Below are 24,361 nucleotides of genomic sequence, written 5' to 3'. Positions count from 1 at the left end.
GGGCCTATTGTCGTTGACAAATCGCCCACTTGTAAATTTCACGTCGCGGAGCGAAAGGCGACAATCACCGAACCGGACGGCTTGCGCCGTGCTGTTAAGATCGGCGACATCCCGGAAGCACGCGGTTCCAAATCGATAACCGCATGCTTGTGTCGTCCCTCGTGCCTTAGGCTCCGAATTCAACGCGGCGTTGGCCGAGCTGGATCTGCAATCGATTGACGATCGAACTGTGCATCTGACTGACACGCGATTCCGACAGATCGAGCGTTGCCCCGATCTCTTTCATCGTCAGTTCTTCGTAGTAGTACAGAATGATAATCAGTCGTTCGTTCCGATTCAGACCTTTGGTAACCAACCGCATAAGGTCGTTCTTCTGAACGCGGATGGTCGGGTCTTCACCCTTTTGGTCTTCGAGAATATCGATTTCACGAACGTCTTTATAGCTATCCGTTTCGTACCACTTTTTATTCAGTGATACCAAACCGACGGCGTTGGCGTCCGATTGCATCTTTTCGCATTCGGCGACGGTAATTTCCATCTGAGCGGCAAGCTCGTGGATCGTTGGTGGACGACCATGTTTGGTCTCCAGCCTTTTGCGTGCTTCATTCAGTTTGCTCGCTTTGCTGCGAACCAAACGCGGTACCCAGTCCATGGTCCGAAGTTCATCGAGCATCGCTCCACGAATTCGGGGCACACAGTAGGTTTCGAACTTGACACCACGCTCGAGGTCAAATGCGTCGATGGCATCCATCAGTCCGAAAATTCCAGCGCTGATCAAGTCGTCCAGTTCGACACCGTCGGGTAAACGTTGCCAGATTCGTTCACCGTTATAGCGAACAAGTGGCATGTAACGTTCTACCAAACGGTTGCGAAGATCCTCATAGCCCAGACCGTGTTTCTCGGTTGCTTTGAAGTCGGTCCAAACCTGCTTGATCTCTTCATCAGCCGTGGTGGTCGCCATCCAATCCTCCGTGACCTAGTTGGCATCTTGTATAAGCGGAACCCTGCCGAAAGGACATCCATGTCGACTCGGTAAGGTTCCAGATAACTGACGATCTATCCCGACATCCGTGCCGTCAAGAATCATCAGATTTTGAGTCCCGCTGCTGTGTCTGCTGCAGTTCTTCTTCAAAAACTGCGACACGTTGGCGGAACTGTGTCTCTACGCTTTGTCGGACTAAGTAGTCCGCTATTTTTCCTGCTACCGCGCCTATTACGAAAAATATCAACATCGCAAGTAGGCCTTCAAACAAAACATCCGAAGGGACTTCATTGCGTAGTCCGCCCCGGAGGGCGACCAGTGCTAGGGCAACTGCACCAAGCACAACGGCAAATCGACTTTGCATAATCAAATCCACTTCTGAATCGAAGTAATCATCGGAAGATGATAACCGTTCGACTGCTTATTCGTTATCGGCACTTGAGGTTGTTGGGTATTAATCCTTTTGGTCGGTTTAGGAGGTTTTCTCGAATTCTTCTTGTTAGGTGCATCCGTGCGTTTGGACAGACCCATCTGTTTTGATTTATGCAGCGATCGCGGGAGCTTGCGGGCGGCCCAGGAGGGCTTTGACGATGCGATCACGGTTCCCGACTTCGATGTCGTCGGGAACTTGTTGCCCTGTGGTCAGATAACTTAGGGGCGGAGCATTTTGTTCGTAAAAGGCTGACAGGACGCCAGCGGTTTGTTCGGATTCATCCATCTTTGTCAGGATCGCAGCTGTTGGTTTCACGCTGGCGAATCCCTTTAATACACCCGCCGTCGTCGACGCACTGGACGTCGCGCTGAGTACCAGATGCGTTTCATCCGGTGCAGCGGCGGCTAGGAGGGCGCGAAGTTGTTCGATCCGAGCCGTAAAGTGTGGGTTGCGGCCGGCGGTGTCTATCAAGACCAAGTCGACATCGCCCAGTGCCTTCAATCCGGCCTGCATCTGATCGGGACGTTCGACGACTTGCATCGGAAGGTCCATGATGTCGGCATAGGCTTGCAGTTGATGCACTGCAGCAATTCGATAGGTGTCGATCGTTAGTAAACCGACTCGACGTTTTTGCTGGATTCGGAATCCAGCCGCTAGTTTTGCGACCGTGGTGGTTTTTCCAACACCCGTTGGTCCCACCAGTGCAATCACCCGTCGTTCGTTGGGGAGGGCTCGGATCGGAGCACCGCATTCGATGTCCGCCGCGACCACTCGTTGTAAAGCGTTCTGAAGTGCCATGGAGGAAAAGGCCATTGCCTGTCCGCCATGCTCGACGCGAAGGGTTTCGATGGAACGCCGTGTCCAGCGTTCTGCAACCGCGTCGGAAACCCCTTCACGAATCAATAGTTCGCGAAGTTGTTCGGCTTCGGGGCGTGGCAGTGATTCCGAAGGAGCCTGCCCTGCCAGAGAAGGTTGATTGTTTTCGGTTCTTAGTCCCGCGGTCACTTCGACTTGAGTTCGCCCTAGCCATCCCATCCAGCCGTCCTTGACCTGCCGCGTATGGAGTACCGTTGCGTCGGTCCCCATTTGTTCACGAATCTCAGCCAGGGCGGCTTGGAGGTTCGCGGCTTGGAAGGTGCGGATGTACATGAATTTGATTAAGCGAGGAAGTGTGCGTCTGGGGAAGTGGGAGGTCTAATCAATCTTAGACGTCGGTGACAATCCCAACCGACTCGATTGTTGTGTCTTGTGTGACTTCGTTGTACGAAAGAACTCGAAGGCGTGGCAATGCAGATGCGGTGATCTGCCGTAAACCAGGGCGTACGCGTGGGCTGACCAGCACAATTGGAGGATGCCCTGTAGCGGTCAGTTTTTTTACCGCCTGGTCGATTCGAGCACAGGTCGATTCGATCGCCGCAGGGCTCATGCGAACAAATAGCCCTCGGTCGGTATGGTCGATTCCCGCTGCGATCCGATCTTCCACGGCTGGATCCAGGGCGACGACGTGTAAACGTTGTTGCGAATCTCGGTATCGAGAACAGATGGTACGAGCCAATCGGTTGCGAACATATTCGGTCAGCAGGACTGGATCTTTCGTCCGCGAAGCATAATCTCCCAGTGTTTCCAAAATGATCCCCAGTTGCCGGATCGGCACGTCCTCACGGAGCAGCATGTGCAGAACTTGCTGCACTTCGGCTAGCTTCATTTGGGTGGGGATCAGTTCTTCAACGACCGCGGGCGCCACTTCTTTTAGTTGATCGAATAAGTATTTGGTGGCATCGCGAGAGAGTAGTTCGTCCGCATGGCGGCGAGAGATCTCTTGTAAGTGGGTTGCCAGCACGGCTGCGGGCTGGACGGTGGTGTAGCCGAAGATCGCTGCCTGTTCACGACGAGCGGGATCAATCCAGACGGCCGGTTCGCCGAACGTTGGGTCCCGTGTCGGTTCGCCATCAATAACCCCGGTGGTGCCCCCGGAATCGATCGCCAAGAAGCGATCGGGGTAGACTGCCGCGCGAGCCACTGTATTCCCTGCGATGCGGATTTCGTATTCCAAGTCGCCTAAATGCATCCCGTCGCGGACACGTACTTTGGGCAGCAGGATCCCGATGTCTTCGGCGATTGCGTTGCGGACCCCTTTGATCCGCTCCATCAAATCGCCTCCACGGGCTGGATCCGCCAGTCCCAATAAACCGATCCCGATCGACATTTCCATTGGGTCGACGGCGAGGTAGTCCTCGACTTTTTTCTCAGGTGGGGCAGCGGCGGCCGCCGATTCTTCGTCTTCGCGACGACGGGTTTCTTCTTCGTCGCTGGCGGTTTGACGGTTCATCACGATGGCCAATCCGATGCAGCCAATCGCAAGGGATGCCATCGGGATCCGAGGTAGACGGGTCAGGATCATCAGCCCCAAAAAGGCTCCGGCCACCATCAACGCTCGAGGGTTGCCAAAGAGCTGGCTAAGGAATTGATGAGGCAGGTTGGTTTTCTGGGCACTTCGCGTCACCAACAAACCAGCGGCCAACGAAATCAAGAGTGCAGGAACCTGGCTGACCAAGCCGTCACCGATCGTCAGTTTTGTATATAAAGCGCCCGCTTCGGTGAACGTCATGCCCGCTTGGAACACGCCGATGTACAGCCCCCCCGCCACATTGATGATCATGATCACCAAGCCGGCGATCGCATCTCCGCGGACAAATTTACTTGCACCATCCATCGCTCCGTAGAAGTCGGCTTGGGCGCCTACCTCTTCGCGACGGCGTTGGGCTTCCTTTTCGTCGATCAGGCCAGCATTCATGTCGGCATCGATGGCCATTTGGCGGCCTGGCATTCCGTCCAAGGCGAAACGGGCTGCGACTTCACTGATTCGCGTCGCCCCTTTGGTGATCACAATGAACTGAATCAGCATGATGATCCCAAAGATAATCAAACCAACTTCAATTCGGTCTCCGGCGACAAATTCGCCAAATCCTTGGATTACTCCACCGGCCGCATCCATCTGTTCGGTGTCGGCTCGGGTCAAAATCAAACGTGTGGTTGCCACGTTTAAGACCAAGCGAGCCAGTGTCGTCGCAAGCAGCAGCGAAGGGAAAATGCTGAATTCTAGCGGTGTAATGACGTAGACCGTCGTCAGTAAGACGATCAGACCCACCGTAATGTTGGCCGCTAACAGGACGTCCATCAAAAAGGGAGGTAACGGTACGAGAATAACCAACAGACAGCATATAATGCCGACCGGAAGGACTAAGTCTCGATAGCGTTTAAGGATTTCCATTGATCTCTTTTCCAACATCCTGTCGGCCCACATCCATCGTGGAGTGAGAGAGTAGCGAAAGCGGCCGTTGTAGGTCTAGAGCGGCTGACGAAGAGATCGGGATTCGGAGGCCACGTCATGGAATTCGCGTCGATTTCCCGCGATTCACAGGAAGCGAGCCATTTGGGGCGAACGCTAAAGCGAGATAGTTACGAGGTGAGCCAAACGCTAGCAAAGCCCCCTCGGTTCCGTCGCTGTATGATGCTAGCAAGGCTTGGTCGTCGATCGAATGTTGCATTTGTCCGGATCGACGGTATGGACCGCAATTAAGTTATGGGCGTGCTCCATGACTCGGTTCCCCGTCACCAAAACAACCAGATCGCCTCCTTGCAGCATCCCCGACCGGCAGCCCCACGCGGTGATTTCGTTAAACAATTCGTTGGCGTCGTCCAGTTGCTTGACTCGGAGTGGTTTGACGCCCCAGAACAGGTTCATTCGCCGCAACGCTTCAACGTTATCGCTCACCCCAAGCGTCGGGACCAAGCTTCGCTGTTTGCTTTTCACCCATGCGGTGCCACCGCTCCGTGTCGCGATGACAATCACTTTCGCTTCGATCGTTTCGGCAAGCATTGTGGCACTTTGGGTCACCGCCGAGGTGATTGGATGGACTCGATTGAGTATGAACTGGGCGCGTTGAATCGCGTAGGGCATGCTCTGTTCGGTATGGGACATGATTCGGCGCATCGTTTTTACCGTGATTTCGGGGTAGTCCCCGATCGCGGTTTCGCCGCTCAGCATGCAACAATCGGCACCATCAAGGATCGCGTTGGCGACATCACTGGCTTCGGCGCGGGTGGGCCTCGGCGAATGGTGCATCGATTCCAGCATTTGGGTTGCCACAATCACTGGTTTCAGTTTTTCGGTGCACATCGCGATAATACGTTTTTGTGCGACGGGGGTTTCGGCCACGTCAATTTCGACTCCTAGGTCTCCCCGGGCAACCATCACTCCGTCGGCAGCATCCACAATCGCTTCAAGATCATCCAAGGCTTCGCGTTTCTCGATTTTGGCGATCACCAATGCTTGCGATTCATAGCTGGTCAGAAGATCCTTCAGGGATCGAACGTCCGAGGCGGAGCGGACAAAGCTAAGGCTGATGAAATCGATGCCCGACTGGGCTCCCCAGATCGCGTTGTCGACATCTTCTGGTCGCATGGCCGAGACGCTCAATTTCACGCCCGGGAGATTGATCCCTTGGCGGCTTCGCAGTTCCCCCGGTGCGGTGACTTTGCAAACCGCACGTTTGCCATCGTTGCTAATCACTTCCAGCGAGACGATTCCATCGGCCAGCATTACCGTATCCCCCGCCGTCAATTCTTGCAGCAGGCGTTTGTAAGAGCTGGTTAATTCGGTTTCATTTTCTGGAACATCCCCTGCAATGAAGGTGACTTCCATATCAGGATCGCACTGCAGCGGATCTTGAAGCAGTTTCCCCAATCGAATTTTGGGACCTGATAAATCGAGAAGGACACCAACGAGAAATCCTGTGTTATCGCTTGCTTCGCGGATGTTTCGGAGCGTGGCGGCATGCGCTTCGCGACTGCCGTGGGCCGTATTGATTCGGAAAACATCCACTCCCGCCGCAATCAATGCTTCCAGCTGAGGAACCGAATCGCACGCTGGGCCGACAGTCGCGACAATCTTGGTGCAAGCTTCTTGCAGGGTTGGACGAGCCATATAACACCATGGATATAAGCTAAGGGGTGTGGCAGGATTGCCGTTTACTAATGAGAATGTAAAGGATTGCATCCTTTCTGGGAGCCCGCTGGTAGCGAGGGCGTGTTTCTGGGCGTTGGTGCCTTTTTGTGGCGTTGTGTCTGCCGTATTGGCTGTTGTTCGTATTCCTTTTCTGATGCGTTAGGATCCGATGGCTGCTCTTGAATCGAATCGGGGGGCACCTGCCGACACCATTGCTGGAATCCAAGATCGTCGGGTCGCGATCGTCACAGGGGCGTCCGAAGGATTGGGGCGAGTGATCGCGGTCCAGCTGATCCGAGAAGGATATTATGTTGCAGTTATCGGACGGGATCGAGAAAAACTAGACGCGTTTGTGCTTGAGCAGCCAAGTGGTTCCTGTTTGCCCATCGCCTGTGATGTGACCGTTGGCGGCCAGGTGCATTCAATGGTAGCCAGCCTGATTCAAGCAACGGGGCGAATCGATGTTTTGGTCAATGTGGTCGGCCAGAGTGATCGTGGCTTGGTCGCCGATTTAAGAATTGAAAAGCTTGAGCAGTTATTCGCAACGAATGTGAATGCTTCCCTGCTCTGCTCGCAGGCTTGTTTGCCGTGGCTGGAGGAATCGGGCGGCGTGATCGTGAATATCGGCTCATTGGCGGCCAAGGTAGGAGCCCGCTATCTGGGAGGCTATCCTGCTGCGAAACACGCCCTGGCAGGATTAACGCAACAGATGCGGCTGGAATGGAAGGTGCGTGGAGTTCACGTGGGGTTGCTAAACCCGGGGCCAATCCGACGCAGTGACGCGGGGGCACGTTATGAAAAACAGGTAGGCGATCAAACCGGCCTGCCCGCCAAGGCCTCTCGCCCCGGCGGAGGCACCAGCGTCAAAGGCGTGCCGCCCGAGAAAGTCGCAAAAGCCGTTTTGAAGATTATTCGCAAACGGAAACCGGACATCATTATGCCCTGGCATCTGCGTCCGTTGGTAGCGATCGGCCACCTGTGGCCCGCCGCAGGGGATTGGTTGTTGCTGAAGTTCACACGTTAAGCCCTATTGTCGCCTTTCGCTCGGCCAAAGAACGCCCTGTAAAGCTACTTTCGCGGGGGACGTAAAAGCAATCAATGATGGTTTCCGGGGCAGTCATGTAGCTACGCTCGCCAGAGCGTGGGCAGACTGCAAGGACCAACGTCTGGCGACGGTATCTACGTCAGTCACGTCACAAATAGATTTCCCGTCTTGAGCGGCTCGCCTGCGTTGGGCGGATCCTTTCGCGGTTTCCCGCTGGACTCCCCTGCCCTGCTCTTTTGGGCAATCTCTGCCGAATGGCGTACGCGTTTTGCGTTTTCATTCCAGGAATAGGCGGAATCGGAGGCAGAATCGACGAGTCTTTTTCGTTTCCGAAAAGTTCTTTTAGGGTCCTTCGCGGGGAAATTTCTGGAAATGAAAAGCCTCCAGCGTGCTAATAGACCACCGCGGGCTGGGGGGCGATAGATTTTTCCGCTAAATTCTTAGCGGTTTCCCGATGCGGTCGACAAGGCAATTTGACCTCCCTTCTCTTCTTCGTTTCTCATCCTTTACCGCTGGCGACTGCAAGAGTTTGCGTTGGAACCTGCTGTCTACCTTTATCTGAGCCCGAAGTGCTCAAGCGGCAGACGGTTACCTTTTTCCATTCACTCCATTTAGGCTGGGAGTCTCTTCAACGTGTATCCATTCAAAATAGACCGACAGGCCGCCTGTGCAGCGGTCATGACCCTTCTGATTTGTCTAATTCCCCTTGTCGTGGTGGGGCAGGAACCGGCGGGCGAAGCTGCGCCGGTCAGTGTGCAGGTTGTAGAAGTTGACACCCTGGTGGTTGAGGGAGGCGAAGCAGGAATGCCGTCTGCAAACGTCAAGGCGGAGGTCGCGCCGGAGGACGTAAGCGGCGAATCCGACAGCTACTTAAGCGGTCCTCTGTCGGCCCCGCACAATGGGTGGATGTTGGTTTGCTGTGCGTTGGTTCTGTTTATGACGGCACCAGGGCTGGCAATGTTCTACGGTGGCTTGGTTCGTAAGAAAAACGTTCTCAGCGTGCTCATGCAGTGCATCTTCTTGATGGGAATGATGAGTATTGTGTGGGCCCTTTATGGATATTCGCTGGCATTTGGCGGCGGTGGTCCTTACATCGGTAATTTGGATTTCACATTGATGCAGGGAGTCGCACGTGAGTGGAGCACGGAACTTCAGCAACCGGTGACGCCGATGTATGACGAAGCGTTGCCGCGTTTAACTCATATGATGTTCCAAGGAATGTTCTTCATCATCACCCCAGCTTTGATCTGCGGTGCTTTCGCAGAACGAATGAAATTTGGAGCGATGGCTTTGTTTTCGCTCGTGTGGGGGACCGTTGTCTATTGTCCGCTGGCACACTGGGTATGGGGTGGAGGGATTCTTGCGTTTGGAGAAGAGGCTTCGATCGCTGGCGGTGCCCTTGATTTTGCCGGTGGCACGGTCGTGCATATCAGTTCCGGGGTCACCGCCCTGGTTGCCGCGATCGTGATCGGCCCACGAATCGGACATGAGCGGGAACCGATGCCGCCACACAACCTGACCTACACCGCCTTGGGAGCATCAATGTTGTGGGTGGGGTGGTTCGGTTTCAATGCTGGAAGTGCCCTGCGGATCGATGGTATCGCCGCCAGTGCATTTGCCGTTACCCATTTCTCCGCCGCCGCCGGAGCGTTTACATGGGCGATGATCGAATGGGTTCGCAGCGGAAAGCCGACATTGCTGGGCGCAAGTTCCGGAGCCGTTGCCGGGTTGGTCTGCATTACACCTGCTGCGGGACACGTCGGCCCGATGTCTTCTTTGGTGATGGGAGCTCTGGCTGGCCTGGTCTGTTACCTGTCTTGTTCGGCCCTCAAGTCGAAATTTCGCTACGACGATTCCCTGGATGCATTCGGGATTCACGGAATGGGGGGAGCCCTTGGTGCTATCTTGACCGGAGTTTTTGCAACTCGAGCCGTTTGGGATATTGCCAGCGGACAACCGGTCGGCATGATCGAAGGAAACTACAACACGATCGTTGGTCAGATCGTCGCAACCGGGATAACGATTGCGTACGCGGCGATCGTCAGTTTTGTGTTACTGAAGGTGCTTGACGCGACCATCGGTCTACGCGTTCCCGTTCTATCCGAACGGCAGGGACTGGATATTTCGGAGCACGGAGAAGAAGGATATATCTTCCTCTAGTGTTGCCTGTCAGTCGTAAACGCAGAGCTGAAAGGTTTTCACTTTGAAATTGGCTTTGAAGCCTTAAGGCTCTGCGTGATCGTCCGCCGACGTGACACGCCGCAAACGCCCTCTACTTTGTGAGCGGAACGGCGCGATCCGTACGGCCATCGTATAGAAAACACAATGAACTTGCCGATCCGCTAGAAAACCGTCTGCAGATGCCAGAGTCGATGGTATTGGGCGCAGGCCGTTCGGTAAGAGTCCTGAGAAATCGGTCTGTTTGCCCGCGAAGAAATCTTTCTTTGTATTGCTGGCTGCCAAGTAAACGCTGCTTATTTCTTGCGTTTTACTTCGGCGGCATAGCGATCGACGGTATCGGCTAGCAGGGAATGCGGAACCGGTTTGTGGAAGACATCATTGGCTCCGTTGGAAAGAAGTCGATAGTCGAGTCCGCGTTCTTGCAGGCCGGTAACGACCGCGATCGGGATGTGAGCGGTTTGTGCGTTTGCGCGAAGCTGAGCAAGGACTTCTTCGCCTGTCGTGTTGGGCAGATACAAATCAAGGAGGATCGCGACCGGTTCGAATTCAAATGCGTAGCGAAACCCTGCATTGCCATCGAAAGCGCGGACGACTTTATATCCGCGTTCTTGTAATCGCAGTTTCAGGCCAAGGGTGTAGTCGTGGTCGTCATCGATCGACAAAATCCACGGATCTATATTCGCGGATTGTTCGGGGATTTCCGCAACCTTTACGTCCGCCGAAGAGGCCCACTTAAAAGATGAAAATAGTTTCGATAATGGAGCTGGGACGGTGCATTGTGTCATAGGATTTTCCGATGAAACGAGTCAGGGTTCAGGTGATCAGTTAGTAGCTGCAGACGGGAGCGGAGGCAGCAAGTTTTTTTGTTAAACGTTGCAGTTCATCAAAAAGGATTGGTGACTTGTGCAGGTACGTTGCTCGCGAATTGCAGCATCGCTGGATGGTTTGCGAATCACTCAGGCCGGTAACGAAGCACTTAGGAATCGAAGCGATTTCAGGGTCTTGCGACAATTGCTCGATCGCTGTTAGTCCATTGCCCGTGGGGGTTTCCACGTCCGCGATGATGAGATCGAAGTTGGGCTGATTTAACGCGATCATGACGGCTAGCCAGTTATGTTTGATCACAACGTCATGGCCCCATGATTCCAGTCGAATACGCAGGATTTCGGCGAAATGTATGTCGTCGTCGATCGCAAGGATTTGTAGAGGTTTCATGCTTTAGTTTTCCTGTTGTGTTAGAGCCGTTGAGAGGATTTCAAACAAATGTTCATGCGCGTAAGGTTTTCGCAGGAAGTACTCTGCACCTGATTCCAGTGCATTGTTTTGGTCACCTGGACTGGCCGAAACAATGACGACAGGTATCGCCATCGTCCGTTGGTTTTGTTTCAGTTTGGCCAGTGCGGTTAGGCCGTCCATTCGTGGCATTCGAATGTCCATCAAAATCAGGTCGGGCAATCGTTCGGTTGCCATTTCCCACCCCTCCCAGCCATCGATTGCTGTGATCGTTTGGTATCCTTTTTGCGCGATTCGCATTTGAGTTCCGATACGTATCGCTTCATCATCCTCCACAATCAAAATGCTCGTTTCGCCAACAGGGCGAGCCGTCGATTTGCTGGGCAGCGTCGGTTTTGCTGCAATGCAAACGTCCTCCTCTTTTTTATGGAGAGCAGTAATTGCAGGTCTATGGATGTCATTCATTGCACATGGGCCTCGACGGGAATTAGGTCATAAAGCCGTTTGGCTTGGCTGACGGCATCAAAGGTTCCAATTGGCTCCAACTGCAGAGCGGGTAGTTTTCCAATCGGTCGATTGCGATTGGCCGTTTCGGTTTGCTTGTTCAGGCGTTTTGCGAATCCCTCAACCCCTTGGCTATTGGTCGCCAGAAAGACCAGCCATTCGTTTGGTGGAAAAGGAAGTAAGAGGTCCCGCGAAAAGAGCAAGTTATTGAGAAATGCTTGAATCTCTTCCGATTCGTGTTGCTCTCCGTCGAATGTTGCGTTGGGGTTGCTAATGCGTACCACGGAAATCGGGAAGTAGGTCGGGCCCGATGCCGCGGTGGAATGTTGGATATGACGTTTGAGGATTTCGGCAGCGTCTTGAAAAGGAACGGTAAAGGAGAATGTGCTCCCTTCACCAACGGTGCTCTGAAGCGCCATCGACCCCAGATTCAATTCCACTAATTCTTCCGCGATATTCAGTCCCAGGCCAAAGCCAATCGTGGATGATTCCCGAGGCTCGTTCAGTCGCCGGAAGCGTTTGAATATTTGCTTTTGCTGATCGGCAGGTATCCCTTCACCTTGATCCTGGATACTGATTCGGATTTGGTTTTTCGTTGGTTCACTGGTGACCTGAATCCGAACGGTGCTGTTTGGTGGCGAGAATTTGATCGCATTCACCGCAAGATTGATCAGCGTTCGTGTCACCTTTTCAGGGTCGCAGAAGATTGCCGGCAAAGAGGGATCAAATTCGGTATCCAATCGGATGTCGCGGAGGGAGGCTCGCTGTTGCAGGACCGGTAGGACTCTTTCGATAATCTCGGTTGCGTGGCACTGTTTTCTGGCGGCTGCCAACAGGCCGGCTTCATGTCGATTGATGTCCAGCATGTCGTCGACCATATTGTTCAGGTCGTCGACGCGATCTTCGATGACTCGCAGCATTCGGGTCTGTTCATCGTTAACCGGACCGACGACAGCATCGGCGATCAAGCTGGAATATTGTTTGACCACGCAAAGTGGCGTGCGAAATTCGTGGGAAACGTTATTGATGAACTTTTGAGCCGAGTCACATAGCTTTTTAAGATTCTGATTCTTTTCCTCTAGCTCTCTTGCTTGTTCCGTTAGTTTGGCCGCTTGGGCTTCCACCATCTCTTTTTTCTCGCGCATCGCGCGATACAGGCAGCGAATGTTTTCTTGAAGCTGGCTGCGGTGCAGGTTTTCGCTAATGCAGCGTTTCAGAGAGATCGCCGAAAGGTCTTGTTTGGAGAGGAAGTCGACTGCCCCCTGAGATAGCGCTTCAATCCGGAGCGGTTCTTCATTCAGTCCCGTGTGCGCGATGACCGCAGCATCAGGGCAAGCCTGATTCAAGGCTGTGATCGCCTCTAAACCGGTTGCGTCGGGAAGACCTAAGTCGGTGAAAATGACTTGGTATTGAGAGGTGCTTGTAAGCTGCAAGCCTTCGCCAAGCGTTGATCCATGATCGACGTTGTACTGCTGAGGCATTCTCAAAAGCAATCGCTGCAAGACTCGGACATCATCGATGTCGTCATCGATCAGAAGAATGTTAATCGCGTCTTTATCGCTCACCAATTCAGCCCCGCTTGCTGGAAATCTGGGCTGACATCCTGCACGGTGTGTGCACGTGATGGGTTGCCCGATACGCAAGACTAGGTTGGAACGACCGTCTGGAGTTGAAGATCAAGTCCGTTGCGGCAAACCACATGATCAGAAGAAACGCGAAACGTTCCATTTCGTTGATCGGCGGTATAGGAAGGGCTCTTGCCGGAGGGCGTTTTTCGCCTGTTTCGAAGAGAACCAGCACGACGTGCTGGTTGTAACGATTGCCAACGGCCGTTCGTACCGGTTCGATGATTCGGCTCGGTTCGCCCCGATATTCCCCCCCGAAGCGAGAGAAAGTCTAACTCGATCGTTCTCTGTCTTTTGTTGTGTCAAAGAGACTAAGAGAGAGAGGGGGCGTTCAAGAAACCGGCCGGCATGCGACACGGTTTGGATACCGTCGCTTGGATCTACTCGCTGGTGTCAACCGAATCGACGCTATGTTCATCGACCACGGGTTCGTCTATTGGGGCTTGATCTGGGGATCCCAAAAGTTGTTCGAACGCTTTTGGGTAGAAGTCTTCACCGTAGTGCAGTTCGCCCCCTTGGTGGCCAACCAGTCCCACCATTCCGGCCAGGATGACCAGTCCGATCTTCCACGTTTTGTTCAGTCCGGCACTTCCGCATCGGATTGCACGAATCGCAATAATGGTTAACACGACGGAAAGGACCGCCACAATGATTCCCGACCAGCGATGCCAGAAGATTTCTTTGCTGGCGTCAAACAGGGAACCGTATCCGAGTTGCTTGGCAAAGGCCCAGCCCATCGTGCTGGATGCGATCGCCGTTGGGGTGCCGATTAGTAGGCAAACAAGCGGGACCTGTGTACCAACACTTGGCCATTTCAGGCCAAGGACAACAAACAGTCCCCCGACCAAAAATAAGGCGATCGGAAAGTGAACGGTTGCTGGATGGAAGAATCCTTGGAACACCCACAACCGGAGAGGCAAACTTTTCGGTTCGGCAAGCGTTTCGATCACTTCTTCTGGGGTCACTCCAATCGCTTCGATACTTTCCCCCTCAGGCCAATTGGCACCTTCTGAGATCCAGGTGCGAATCAGGGCGATTTCAGCAGGAAGGAGCGGGTTCCCGTGAGCCGTTGGAGGCATCAGGGTGTCTTCGTATTGAGAAGCGATGTAGTCCGCGTACAAAGGGCTTGCGGCGTGGTCTTCCGGTTCGATGTATTCCAGGGTTAGTTCGCGATCATCAATGCGAAAGTCTGCTTTCGCATCTTCGGGGCCGTGGCACTCAAGGCAGTGGCCGCGAAAGATCGGAGCGATGTCACGAGAAAAGAGGACGAGGTTGCCGTCTTCATCCAAAGGGCCATCCGCAAATGCGATTTCACCTGAGCAGGCAACCAAGAAGAACATCAGGGTGGCGGCAAATTGCAGGATGCGTCGCATTCGGTTGGTCCAATTGCGTGAGGTAGGGCGAGAAGGCTGTTCCGGGAGGAACGCGTCCGCGTGGAAAAAAGGAAGGGACCCTAATTATCGTTGATCGTCGGGGGTGAAACCAGAGCCCTCGCGAATTCGCTGCTGAATCTCCGTCGATACTTCTTTCATCGGGACTCGCCATTGTTCCAGGGAGTCGCGATCACGGATCGTTACGGTTTTATCCTGCATGGTTTGTCCGTCCACGGTGATACAGTAGGGGGTGCCGACTTCGTCCTGACGTCGGTAACGTCGTCCCACGGCCCCTTTTTCGTCATAGAAGACGGCAAGGTTCTCTTTCAGTTCCCCGTAAATTTCTTTGGCCACTTCGGGCATTCCGTCTTTCTTAACCAGTGGGAAGACGGCTGCTTTAAGCGGTGCCAAGCGGGGGTGGAACTTCAGCAGGGTGCGGGTCTGCATTTTCCCTTTTTCGTCCGGAGCTTCGTCTTCACGATAGGCCTCGCAAAGGAATGCCAATGTCGCCCGGTCAGCACCAGCGGACGGTTCGACCACGTGGGGGATGTACTTTTCGTTGGTCGCTTCGTCGCGGTAGCTCAGGTCGCGTCCACTGCCACGGTGGCGGGGTTTCCCGTCCTCGTTCAGTTCAACGGTGAGGGGATTGGTGTTGGGATCCAGTTTGCCTTCCATGTGGCTGCGAAGGTCAAAATCGCCTCGATGGGAAACCCCTTCCAGTTCTCCGAATTCGCCTTCGGCAAGGAACGGGAATGCGTATTCGATGTCCGCGGTGCCGGTGCTGTAGTGGGCAAGTTCTTCCGCGTGGTGTTCACGCATGCGGATCGAATCTCCCGACAGTCCCAGTTCCTTGTACCAAGCGACTCGTCGGTCTCGCCAGTAGCGGTACCACTGTTGTGATTGATCGGGAGGGCAGAAAAATTCGATTTCCATCTGCTCGAACTCACGCGATCGGAACGTGAAGTTTCGCGGAGTGATTTCGTTACGGAAGCTCTTGCCAACCTGTGCAATTCCAAATGGCAAGCGAACCCGAGTGCTATCCAGAACGTTTTTGAAGTTTACAAAAATTCCTTGGGCCGTCTCTGGTCGCAGGTAGGCGGCGCCATCCTCTTCGCTGCTGAGGGCACCGACGGTCGTCTTGAACATTAGGTTGAATTCGCGAGGTTCCGTCAGCGTTCCCAATTCGTTTGCGTCGGGGCCGAGGACTTGATCCATATTGTCCAGAGCATCCAGCGTCATGAAATCGCCGTCGTAGCTCAGGCGATCTGCGTCTTTTCCACGCAACTTGAAGAACTTTAGGGCGCGCCGTTGAACTTCGGCGTCCTCTTCTTCAATGTCTGCCAGAGTGGTGACGAAGATCTTTTGGTCTTTGCACTCTACCCAGCGACCGCGAACCTGGTCGAAGCGGTAACGTTTTTTGCTTTGGCGGCAATCGACCATGTAGTCATGGAAAAGGTCGTAGTGACCGCTGCACTTCCAGACCTGTGGATGCATGATGATTGTGCTGTCCAGCCCAACCATTTCGTAGGTTGCCGGCGCGCCTTCGGGAAGCAGCAGTTCGTTGTGGCTGGATATCATGTCCTGCCACCACGCTTCTTTCACGTTGCGTTTCAGTTCCACGCCCAATGGGCCGTAGTCCCAAAATCCGCCGAATCCGCCGTAGATCTCACTCGATTGAAACATGAATCCGCGGCGTTTACACAGCGAGACAATTTTTTCCATCGATGCCATGACGGTAGGTTTTCCAGTAAGCAAGCAAGGGGAAAGAAAATGCAGGGGGGATTCGACCCAGGACGGGACGTCTCGCCAAGCATTCGAATCGCTAATCTTATGAAATTCCGGCAGTTTATAGCAGGGGGGGACCGTTCTTAAGGAGCCAAGCGTGGAAACGTCTCTTCCAGTTTCAGCGGATCCTGATAATCGGCTTGTAGGTCTTGCAACTGTGCGAATAATGTTCGCATCAAAGGAAGCGAATCGGGGTTGCCGGCGAGGTCGTTTTGTTCCAGCGGGTCGGCCTTCATATCGTACAGGCGCGCAACCCCCGCCTGCGGGTAGAGGATCAGTTTGGCCGATTCGGTTCGGATACTGCGTTGGCGGTTTAGGTAGGCGCCATAGATCGCCGGATAAGCCCCCTCCCCTTCCCCACGTAGGATCGGCAGCAGACTGTTGAATTGAACGTGAGCAGGTCGCGGTGTTCCTGCCAGCTCAAGCGTCGTGGGCATAACGTCTTGTAAATAGATCGGAGTATCGATCGTTTCGTTTGCAGGGACGTCGGGGCCGATCACGATGAAGGGGACACGGGTGCTGTGGTCATAAAGATTTTGTTTGCCCATTAAACCGTGTTGGCCGACTGCCAAGCCGTGGTCGGCTGTAAAGATAATCCACGTGTTGTCTTCTTTCCCTGACGCTTTAAGGGCATCCAGGATCCGTCCGATTTGGACATCCATGTGCGTGATGATCGCGTAGTATTCTTGCCGCTGGACTTGTACCGCATGCGTAGTGCGTGGGAACGGTGCCAGTTTTTCGTCGCGAAGCGAGCGACCGGCCCCCATTTCTTCGCAGTAAGGGTAGATCGGCAGGAAGTTCTTAGGGATGGCGATTTCGGCTGCTGGGTATTTGTCGACATACTCTTGCGGCGACTGGCGTGGATCATGGGGCGCGTTGAAGGCGACATACATGAAAAACGGCTCGGAACGTTTGCTTGCCGTGGCCAGGAATTCCGTCGCGTGGTTGCCGACCACTTCACTCCAGTGGGTCCCCCCTTTCCAGAATCCACCAAATGAGGGGTCGGAGGGTGACCACGGATCGGGCTGGTCGGCCAGCGGGCGGTTGTATCCCGCGGGGGTCTGTTGGGGCATTCCGCCGCGAACATCCGCGACAACATCAAACGATTTTGTTGCATTCGCTTTGCAGTGCCATTTTCCCGTCATGTAGGTTCGGTAACCGGCTTGGCGAAGATGGCTTGGCCACCAGCGGCCCGCTTCGCGTTCGGCTTCGGATTCGTTGTAAATGGCGTTCGCCTGCCAAAGGAACCGGCCGCTGTTCAACATCGTTCGACTGGCAACACAAACCGCACCGCTCCAGGATCCCATGTTGTAACAATGCGAAAAACGGGTGCCCCTCGCTGCAAGACGGTCCAGGTTCGGTGTTTCGATTTCATCGTTCCCGTACGCCGCCATCGTTTCAAAAGACTGGTCGTCCGCAAAGATAAATAGAATGTTTGGCGATTCGGGTTCCGCAGCGTAGATGCCTTGGCAGGTGCAGTATCCCCATAAGGTTGCCAGAAGGATTCGACTTAAGAAATTGCTAGGAGAGCATGGCAACATAAGATTTCTCGTGCGTGAAGAGAGAGAAAGGAGGCGTGTCAGTTTGGCTGCATATCGATGGTGCGTCAAATCGCGGTTCGCGACCGTTCATCGGCTGTCTGTGCCCCCCCCGTTTGTGCTTTTGAGCATGATCGTAGTACCTGCACTGACTTTGTCAAATTTCTGATAAAGTCCCGTTTGCCTGCCGGGTTTTTGTGACCTAGCTTTCCTGTAGCCACATTGTCTGCAAGACGCAAAAACATCGGAGGGGCTTCGTTGAATCACTTATTTTTAAACACCACTGTAGGTTGGCTTGGTGCGGGAATTCCCGATCGCTTGCCTGCTGAAATTGGTGACTGGAATCTGCAGGCTCTCGATATTGAGGAGCCGGCATTGGACGTCGATATGGTGGTCGTCGAGACGGCCAGTTTCGAGAAAACGCGTCAGTGCGAAGCGTACTGCAATCAATTTGCTTGCCCTGTTCTGTTCGTTGCCCAACCGGAGGATTTGGATGGGATCGTTAATGGGTTGCTCGCGAAGAACGATGTTTGTCTTGCCGGTTCGCCATTGAATTTGGTGGCTGCACGGCTGGCAAAAATACAGCAAGCGCAGCGTGTGATGGTCGATCCGTTAACCGGAGTCCAGCGGCGAGAGGCCTTCTTTAACTTTGTGCAGCGTTGGAGCATGACGGCTACGGAGGAAGATCCGTTGTCGTTGCTATTGATCGATCTGGATCATTTCAAGGGTTTCAATGATCGTTTCGGGCAGGCCGCCGGCGATGAAACGCTGCAGAGATTTGCTCAGGCAGTCCGGCAGTTGGGTTCTCAAAGTCCTCTCATTGCAAGATTAGGTGGGCAGGAGTTTGGGCTTCTTCTGAATGTTGAAGAACCGCTTGCCATGGACATTGCTGAACAGATATGTGAGGCGGCCCGGAATCTGGAAGTTCGTCGCGATGGAAAAACGACCGTCAGTATCGGCGTCGCATCACGGAAGGATGTGAAGCGGCTGGATCAGTTGCACGAAATCGCCGATGAGGCTCTTTTCGCAGCCAAAGCCGAGGGACGTGATCGTGTGCGGGGATACAGCCAAATCACCGCGGAGTCCTTGCTTAGCGGCGAAGATCCCAATCTGGTCAGTTTGGAAAATAAGTCGCGTGTTCTGGGCGAACGTGTCACCAGTTTCGTGGCTCAGCGAAGTCGCCAGATTCTGCAGGCACTTCGCGCTGAAGCGGAATCCGATGGGTTAACCGAATTTTATAACCGTCGCTATCTCGATCGCCGGCTGGAATTACAGTTCAGACACCACCAAGAAAGTGGGCAGCCCCTTTCGATCGCCCTGCTCGATTTGGACCATTTTGGGCTGTTCAATAAAAAGTATGGTTGGCCAACGGGCGACCGTGCATTGACCACGCTTCGGGATGTGATCTTGGCGAATATCCGTGCCGAGAGCGATTGGGTGGGACGCTACGGTGGCGAAGAGTTTTGCGTCGTTTTGCCAGGAACAAGCCTGGAGGATGCATTGGTTGTTTGCAAACGTTTGCGGGCGGCCACGGCCGGAACCGTCTTTGATTCGACAGCCGGAGATCCCCTCCGTTTAACGATTAGCGTTGGGGTGGTGGAATGCGTTCCAGCAGATAGTTGCCCGCAAGATGTGATCGAACGTGTTAGCCAGCAAACCTTGCGGGCTAAGGAAGAAGGACGCGATCGAGTGTGCTGGAGTGAGCCTACCGATTTGGATCGATTGGAATGGGCCGCTGTCGGCCCGGCGAACATCGCGGCATCGGAATCGCTTCAGGCTGCCGCCACGGTTCCTCCGCTTGCGCTTCCTTCCGGCAATGTTCCGGCTAATTCAAACTCTTGATCGCAGTGACAAACATCCCCGCGGGTGGCAGCGGGCCGGAGAGCATGCACGCAATGCCATCCACTTTCTTAGCGGAACGGCGCGAGCCGTCCGGCCCTCGCGCGGGATTGGCAGCGGGCCGGAGAGCTTGCACGCAACGCCATCCACATTCTTAGCGGAACGGCGCGAGCCGTCCGGCCTTCGCGCTGGGAGTATGAACGGGCCGGAGGGCTCGCGCCCTGCCGCTAAGAGGTTGGGTCTTTCTTAGCGGAACGGCGCGAGCCGTCCGGCCTTCGCGCTGGGAGTGTGAACGGGCCGGAGGTCTCGCGCCCTGCCGCTAAGATTTTGATTTTGACTTTGCGGCACGGCGCTTCTAATCGCTATGCAAATAGTTTTCCGACGGGGAGTCCACCGTCGGTTGTTGGCACGGGGCGGTCTCCGTCATACAGATACGCCGTCGGATCGATTTGCATGGCCGCTAGGATTGTGGCAAAGAAGTCGGGAACCGAGACCGGGTTTTCCACGGCGTTCATTGCAAGGTCGTCGCTGACCCCGTATCCGCCGCAGTGATTCAGTCCGCCTCCGGCTAGCACCGAAGTAAAGCACTTTGAGTAGTGGCCACGTCCGCCACCGGAATCGAACTGGGCAGGTCTGCCGAATTCGCTGTTGATCACAATGAGAGTCTTATCGAGCATCTTGTGATCTTGAAGGTCTGCCATCAACGTCGATAACGCTTGATCTAATTCATCGATCAAAAGATGTTGATTCAGCTGGCCATCGTTGTGGGTGTCCCAGCCGGTGCCGTTGCGGAAATTCATGTTGTGGGATACTTCGACGAACCGGACACCCGATTGGAATAGTCGCCGAGTCAACAGGCAACGCTGCCCCAGTTCACTTCCGTATCGGTTACGCAGTTCGGCCGGTTCTTCGGTCAGGTCGAAGACTCGCATGAAATCAGGGCCTGACAATCGCAGGCTCTCTCCCATCGCTGTGTTGTATTCTTCGAAGCTATGGTCGCCGGCAAACCGCCCTGCCCCGCTCTGCCGTACCACGTCCAGCAGTTCGCGACGACGATTTTGGCGTTGGGTATCAATTCCGGGGGCCTGTGAAAGACCGGCGGGGCCACTTTTAAGGTCGGTTAAGTATACGAATCCCGCTTTTTGGCCGAGGAACCCAGGGCCTCGCGTAATGTTGGGGTAGCCGATCAGCATGTATGCAGGAACTTTCTCCGCAGCGGCTCCACGCCCATGGGCGATGATGGAACCGAGCGACGGGTACTGGACGGTTCCGCTAGGAACGCGGCCAGTGTGCATACGGTTCGTTGCGGCCGCGTGTTCATCGATCACGTCGTGATGGATCGTCCGCATCGCGGTTATGTTTTCCATCCACTTGGCGGTGCGATGGAGATGTTCGCAGACCTGAACTCCTGGAACGGCTGTGTCGATCGCACGGTAATAGGATCCGGCTTTCTTGGCTTTCGCATCCCCCATCGCTTTGGGATCAAATGTATCGATTTGAGCCATTCCGCCACCTAGCCACAACATGACACAGTGCTCGGCTTTGCCCTTCGGAACCAAGACGGCTTCGTTGGCGTTGGCAATGAGGGGAGTAGCTGCGGCGGAAGTTGCCAAAGACTGCAGGAAGGTACGTCGTTTCATGGAGTGCGTTCTTGGGGAGAGGTCGGGAGGAAAGGCGGGCGAAGCTCTCAGGACCCTTATCTTACACCTTTTCGGGAAACGTTCCACCGAAAAGAGATCACTTGGGGAGCCCCAGCTCCATTATAGAGGGTACCCCCCCAATAAAGACTTTTCCTGTTCGCGTTTCGTAGCACGAAACTCCACGATTCAAATGAGAAATGAGAAATGCCCAGCAGTGACAGCCATTTTGCATTTTTATTTCACGTTTTAACTTTTGCAATTCCGCTCACCCGCGAGCCAGCTTCGAGGCGGGCAACCTCGTCGCAACCTGCCCAGCCGTCCACCGTGGGATGATTTTCAACAGACCACTTCCCCACTGCCAGATAACAAAGAACGAAACGCGCTCTCTCTTAAGCGGTCCCAGGCGGCCAACAAGATCAAACCCATTTCAATTTTCAGCCCAAATCACAAAACAACAAAACCATCCCAACTCTCCGTGTCTCCGTGTCTCCGTGTCTCCCAACTCCCACCTCCCAACTCCCACCCCGCTACTCCGCCAGAGGCGAATGAAGCGTGTAAATCGTCAGTCCTCTCAGATCTTGCGGCGGTTTACCGAAGGCGAAACTGGCAAGAAACCCTGTACAAGCACAGATGATGATCCCGCAGGATGTGTATAAATAGCCATTGATTGGAGTGAATTTCCACATCCAAAACATGGCGAACGCTCCGACGATCGCACCGCTCAAAGCGCCTGGGGCATTTGCCCGTCGGCTGAAGGCACCAAGGACAAACAGGCCTCCTAGCACGCCCATGAACAAGCCGATGACTTTGATAAAGGTGTCGAAGAGCGACTTGATGTCAGGGTCGATGAACAGCAATCCGATCAGCGTCCCCAGTACGCCCAAGATAAACGTCCAGGCTCGTGCGGCCCACAGGTAATGGTTTTCCGATTTGCAAATATGAGACGGACGCATGAAGTCGGTGACGATTGAGGTCGCTGTTGAATTCATGCTGGTGGAGACGGTTGACTGAGCCGCCGCAAAAACACCCGCGACAATTAATCCCGCCAGCCCTGCAGGCATTTCCCTAGCGATGAACAGCGGGAAGACCTGGTCGGTGGTGAACGTTGGATCCAGTTTTTCCGGGTGCGAATGATAGAACGCAAACAGGGCGGTTCCAATTCCAAAGAAGAGCAAGGTTGATGGGATCGTTAACAGGGCGCTGGTCCAGATCGAGCGGGCTGCCAGCTGCGAAGTCGCCGTGGTCATGTAACGCTGGACGACCGATTGGTCGGCTGTGTAGGACGAGATATTCTGACCGATCGAACCCGCGATTATGACCCAGATTGCAAGCTGTGGACTGGTCGCATCCCAGTGCAAATTGGCGATGGAGAACTTGTTGTGCTCCGATGCGACGGAAAGGAAACCGTCGACGCCTCCATCGACGCCGGTGATTAAAAGGATCAGTGCCAGGATTGCGCCTCCCATCAGCACGACGGTCTGGATCGTGTCGGTCCATATCACCGCTTCAATCCCGCCAAGCGTGCAGTAGGCGATGCTGAGGATTCCCATCAGCAGTACCGATTGAGTCGGGGTTAAAGGGGTCGCGACCGCCAGCGCAAGTCCGGTCAACGACATCACCACGCCCATGCGAAACAGATGGAAAAGCGTGAAGCTGAGGCTGCCGACAAAGCGTACGGAGTAATCAAAACGTTTCTCCAGATATTCGTAAGCGCTGGTCGCATCGATCCGGCGATAAAATGGCAACGCGACAAAGACCGCCAGCACGGCGACCACTGGAATCATGAAATTGCCGATCGCGTAGACCCAGTCCTGTGCGAACGATTTTGAAGGGAGCCCGGTAAAGGTAAGGGAGCTGAGCATCGTGGCAAAAATGCTGCAGCCAGCTGCCCACCAGGGGATCTTTTTGCCGCCGCGAAAGAAGTCGTCGGTCGTTTTATTCTTGCGAGTGAAATAGACGCCCACGCACAACATGGCGGTTAGGTATCCAATTAACACGACGTAGTTCAGGCGACCGAATTCGCGTGTCGAGCGAACCGGCGTCACGCGAAAGACTTTGGCGGACCGAACGCGAGGTCGTATTTCTCCGCTGGGGATAATGATCGAATCGTCCCATTTCACCGCAATCGTCGTGACATGGTTTTCCGGAATGGGGCCAGCACTTGTCCAGGTATCGGTAATCGTGTGGTACACGAGTGCTTCTTTGGGGAAGCCAGGATGGTCGTCTTTTAGTTCGTTCCCCAGGTGGAATCGTTTCCCGTCGGCCCCGCCGAGTACAAAGATGTGGCTTTGGTTCATTCCCATTCCGGTCCCTGCCATCACACATCTTGGTGCATCGGAACGTTGTCGCCAGGTTTTTCGCTGCGGGTTGTATTCCCAGGTGTCGCTAAGGAATTCGATTTCCTGTTCGCCTTGGCGTCGTCCGCTGATGACGTACAGGCAGTCGTCGTAGCCGTTGTGCTGTGCGACGGTCAGGTTGAAGGCGCGGGTGGGGCCCGGCAAGACTGGAAGAACCTGCCAGTAAAGATTTGGGAGGTCCTCGATGTTGTCTAAGTCCAGCGACCAAAGACTGTTGGTCGCCGATGCAAGGTCAGAGCCCGTTTGCCCGCCAGCAAGGTAGACGGTGTTTCCGATCATGGCGGCCGCGCCATAGGCCGACGGCAAAGGAAGCGAGGGGAGCGGGTGGTAGGTTACTTTCTGCTCGTTGGCATTCCACTTAAGAAGAAAGACATCGCTGTAAGTCTGTTCCGCGTCATTGCCGCCCATGCATAGAACACCATGCGGCGTTGAAACCGCGGCGCCATAGGCAAGTGGTTTGGGCAGGCGACCGGCGTCGATCCATCGGTAGCCTTCTTCGGACTTCGTCAGTACGAAGATTTGGTCTCGCCAGTATTTAACGTCGTTTTCCCAGACGGGGCGAGGGAAATTGGCACCGCCAGCAACGATCAGTGCATCGTTATGGATTCCAGCAAACGGGCCGGCAACTCCCAGCTCTGCAGGGAGGTCGGGTAGTTCTTGCCAGTCCAGCCGTTGCGGATTCGGAGGGCTGGGAGCTTGTCCGTCAGCCGCGATCGCGAGCAAGGAGAAAAGAAGCGTTAGGAAAACCGAACAGCGCGCATTCAGTCTTTTCGCGGGACCTTGTAGGCAGGTGAGCATGCTTGTTTTCGTTGAAGGAG

General features: G+C 54.5%; 17 protein-coding genes. 3 read left to right on the top strand and 14 right to left on the bottom strand.

What is annotated here, in order from left to right:
• Positions 1–166: 166 nt before the first annotated feature.
• The 5 genes from FF011L_RS21465 to pyk form a co-directional block, all read right to left on the bottom strand.
• The gene (locus FF011L_RS21465; RefSeq protein WP_145354031.1) at positions 167–961 is read right to left on the bottom strand and encodes a FliA/WhiG family RNA polymerase sigma factor; all 795 of its coding nucleotides are present in this window, start codon (positions 959–961) and stop codon (positions 167–169) included.
• 115 nt (positions 962–1,076) lie between these two features.
• Complete coding sequence (locus FF011L_RS21460) at positions 1,077–1,346, bottom strand: hypothetical protein (RefSeq protein ID WP_218932791.1); 270 nt, start codon at positions 1,344–1,346, stop codon at positions 1,077–1,079.
• 177 nt (positions 1,347–1,523) lie between these two features.
• Positions 1,524–2,564 carry a flagellar biosynthesis protein FlhF gene (locus tag FF011L_RS21455; protein ID WP_145354029.1) on the bottom strand — a complete coding sequence of 347 codons (1,041 nt, stop codon included), beginning with the start codon at positions 2,562–2,564 and terminating at the stop codon, positions 1,524–1,526.
• A 55-nt stretch (positions 2,565–2,619) separates the two neighbouring features.
• On the bottom strand, positions 2,620–4,686 hold the full coding sequence (gene flhA / locus FF011L_RS21450; RefSeq protein WP_145354028.1) for a flagellar biosynthesis protein FlhA: 2,067 nt from the start codon (positions 4,684–4,686) through the stop codon (positions 2,620–2,622).
• A 243-nt stretch (positions 4,687–4,929) separates the two neighbouring features.
• Positions 4,930–6,402 carry a pyruvate kinase gene (gene pyk, locus FF011L_RS21445; RefSeq protein WP_145354027.1) on the bottom strand — a complete coding sequence of 491 codons (1,473 nt, stop codon included), beginning with the start codon at positions 6,400–6,402 and terminating at the stop codon, positions 4,930–4,932.
• Positions 6,403–6,592: 190 nt separating this feature from the next.
• On the opposite strand from pyk, the gene FF011L_RS21440 reads away from it, so the two are divergent.
• The gene (locus FF011L_RS21440; RefSeq protein WP_145354026.1) at positions 6,593–7,447 is read left to right on the top strand and encodes an SDR family NAD(P)-dependent oxidoreductase; all 855 of its coding nucleotides are present in this window, start codon (positions 6,593–6,595) and stop codon (positions 7,445–7,447) included.
• A gap of 699 nt (positions 7,448–8,146) precedes the next feature.
• Positions 8,147–9,628, top strand: a complete 1,482-nt coding sequence (locus FF011L_RS21435) for an ammonium transporter (RefSeq protein WP_145355741.1) — start codon at positions 8,147–8,149, stop codon at positions 9,626–9,628.
• A 314-nt stretch (positions 9,629–9,942) separates the two neighbouring features.
• On the opposite strand, the gene FF011L_RS21430 is transcribed toward FF011L_RS21435, so the two are convergent.
• The 7 genes from FF011L_RS21430 to FF011L_RS21400 form a co-directional block, all read right to left on the bottom strand.
• The gene (locus FF011L_RS21430) at positions 9,943–10,434 is read right to left on the bottom strand and encodes a response regulator (protein ID WP_145354025.1); all 492 of its coding nucleotides are present in this window, start codon (positions 10,432–10,434) and stop codon (positions 9,943–9,945) included.
• 40 nt (positions 10,435–10,474) lie between these two features.
• Complete coding sequence (locus tag FF011L_RS21425; protein ID WP_145354024.1) at positions 10,475–10,864, bottom strand: response regulator; 390 nt, start codon at positions 10,862–10,864, stop codon at positions 10,475–10,477.
• A 3-nt stretch (positions 10,865–10,867) separates the two neighbouring features.
• Positions 10,868–11,347, bottom strand: coding sequence for a response regulator (locus tag FF011L_RS21420; RefSeq protein WP_145354023.1), 480 nt, complete (start codon positions 11,345–11,347; stop codon positions 10,868–10,870).
• On the bottom strand, positions 11,344–12,951 hold the full coding sequence (locus FF011L_RS21415; RefSeq protein ID WP_218932790.1) for a hybrid sensor histidine kinase/response regulator: 1,608 nt from the start codon (positions 12,949–12,951) through the stop codon (positions 11,344–11,346). The genes FF011L_RS21420 and FF011L_RS21415 overlap by 4 nt, the downstream gene beginning before the upstream one ends.
• A gap of 440 nt (positions 12,952–13,391) precedes the next feature.
• Positions 13,392–14,384, bottom strand: a complete 993-nt coding sequence (locus FF011L_RS21410; RefSeq protein ID WP_145354021.1) for a c-type cytochrome domain-containing protein — start codon at positions 14,382–14,384, stop codon at positions 13,392–13,394.
• 84 nt (positions 14,385–14,468) lie between these two features.
• Positions 14,469–16,106, bottom strand: a complete 1,638-nt coding sequence (locus FF011L_RS21405) for a glycine--tRNA ligase (RefSeq protein WP_145355738.1) — start codon at positions 16,104–16,106, stop codon at positions 14,469–14,471.
• Between the two features lie 146 nt (positions 16,107–16,252).
• Complete coding sequence (locus FF011L_RS21400) at positions 16,253–17,710, bottom strand: sulfatase-like hydrolase/transferase (protein WP_145354020.1); 1,458 nt, start codon at positions 17,708–17,710, stop codon at positions 16,253–16,255.
• Between the two features lie 255 nt (positions 17,711–17,965).
• On the opposite strand from FF011L_RS21400, the gene FF011L_RS21395 reads away from it, so the two are divergent.
• The gene (locus tag FF011L_RS21395) at positions 17,966–19,549 is read left to right on the top strand and encodes a GGDEF domain-containing protein (protein WP_145354019.1); all 1,584 of its coding nucleotides are present in this window, start codon (positions 17,966–17,968) and stop codon (positions 19,547–19,549) included.
• Positions 19,550–19,908: 359 nt separating this feature from the next.
• Here the strand turns inward: FF011L_RS21395 and FF011L_RS21390 are convergent, their stop codons facing one another.
• Entirely contained in the window at positions 19,909–21,186 is a 1,278-nt protein-coding gene (locus FF011L_RS21390; protein ID WP_145354018.1) for a DUF1501 domain-containing protein, read from the bottom strand.
• Between the two features lie 527 nt (positions 21,187–21,713).
• A complete protein-coding gene (locus FF011L_RS21385) occupies positions 21,714–24,341 on the bottom strand; it encodes a sodium:solute symporter family transporter (protein ID WP_145354017.1) in 2,628 nt (875 codons plus the stop codon).
• Positions 24,342–24,361: the final 20 nt, after the last annotated feature.

Origin of the sequence: Roseimaritima multifibrata (assembly GCF_007741495.1) — a bacterium.
Classification (GTDB): Bacteria; Planctomycetota; Planctomycetia; order Pirellulales; family Pirellulaceae; genus Roseimaritima; species Roseimaritima multifibrata.
Note: the sequence above shows the minus strand (reverse complement) of the source record. Positions and strands in the feature narration are given on the sequence as shown.